Annotated in this window: 2 protein-coding genes; both read right to left on the bottom strand. The window is 78.3% G+C overall.

The window, feature by feature from the left end; all coding sequences use genetic code 11:
• Positions 1–71: 71 nt before the first annotated feature.
• Positions 72–716 (bottom strand): 2-amino-4-hydroxy-6-hydroxymethyldihydropteridine diphosphokinase, encoded by a 645-nt coding sequence (folK, locus tag HMPREF3105_RS01920; protein WP_070708646.1) that lies wholly within the window; start codon positions 714–716, stop codon positions 72–74.
• Positions 713–1093, bottom strand: coding sequence for a dihydroneopterin aldolase (gene folB, locus HMPREF3105_RS01915; RefSeq protein WP_070708645.1), 381 nt, complete (start codon positions 1091–1093; stop codon positions 713–715). Before folB ends, folK begins: the two co-directional genes overlap by 4 nt.
• Between the last annotated feature and the right edge of the window lie 104 nt (positions 1094–1197).

Genomic DNA, 1197 nt, shown 5'->3' with positions numbered 1-1197 from the left:
GAGCCCGGCCAGCCAGCCGAGCACGGCGGCCACCAGCACCACGAGCAGGGTCCACCCGGAGCGCAGCGCGATCACGTGGCCTCCCTCCCGAGGGCGTCCGGGCGTGCCGGGCGGAGCGGGGCGACGCCGTCGGTGCCGGCCAGCAGCCGGTGCCGCTCGGGCTCCTGACGGCGCACCCCGGGGGCGTCCGCGGCGACGGCGGCGAGGTCGGCGACGGGCGTGCCGGCGAGCGTGGCGTCCGCGTCGAGCCACAGCCACGGCAGCAGCACGAAGGCCCGCTCGGCCGCGCGGGGGTGCGGCAGGGTGAGGTCCGGGTGGTCGCTGCGCACGTCTCCGTAGGCGATCACGTCCACGTCCAGGGTGCGCGCGCCCCAGCGGACCTCACGCCGCCGATGGTGGTCCTGCTCGAGCCGGTGCGCCACCGCGAGCAGCTCCCACGGCGCGAGGTCCGTGCGCAGCGTGACCACCTGGTTGAGGTAGTCGGGCTGGCCCGGCGGCCCGCCCACGGGTGTGGTGACGGCCCGGGGCGAGGCCCGGACGTCCGTGATGTGCGGCAGCGCGGACAGGGCGGCGACGGCGGCGTCGAGCGTCTGCGCGGGCTCGCGCAGGTTGGCGCCGAGGGCCAGCACGGCCGCGACGGGCGCGTCCGGGCGGGCGCCCAGCTCGGGGATGGGCGCGGGGCCCTCGGCCGGGTGCGACCAGTCGACGGTGCTCACGCGAGGTCCTCCCGGGTGCGGTGCACGGTGACGGCGGCGTCCGCGAAGTCGTGCGGGATGGGCGCCTGCGGCTTGTGCACGGTGACCTCGACGGCGGCCACCACGGGCTGCTCGGCGAGGACGGCGCGGGCGATCCGGTCGGCGACGGTCTCGATCAGGTCCACCGGCTCCCCGGTGACGAGGCGGACCACGGTGTCCGCGACCTCGGCGTAGTTGGCGGTGCGCGCGAGGTCGTCGTCGGCCGCGGCGGGGCCGGCGTCGAGGTGGAGGACGACGTCCGTGACGAACGGCTGCCCGTCCCGGCGCTCGTGGTCGAAGACCCCGTGGTGCCCGACGGCGGACAGCCCGGCCAGGCGGATGCGGTCCCGGGCGCTCACGGCAGCACGTCCTCGGAGACGGGCTCACCCGGGGCGTGCGCCCCGACCCAGGCGGCGGCGGCGCGGACGGCGTCGGCGCTGGCGCGCACGTCGTGCACGCGCAC

This window comes from Micrococcus sp. HMSC31B01, assembly GCF_001816085.1.
In the GTDB taxonomy this organism is placed as follows: Bacteria; Actinomycetota; Actinomycetes; order Actinomycetales; family Micrococcaceae; genus Micrococcus; species Micrococcus luteus.
This window is presented reverse-complemented; position numbering and strand designations above follow the sequence as displayed.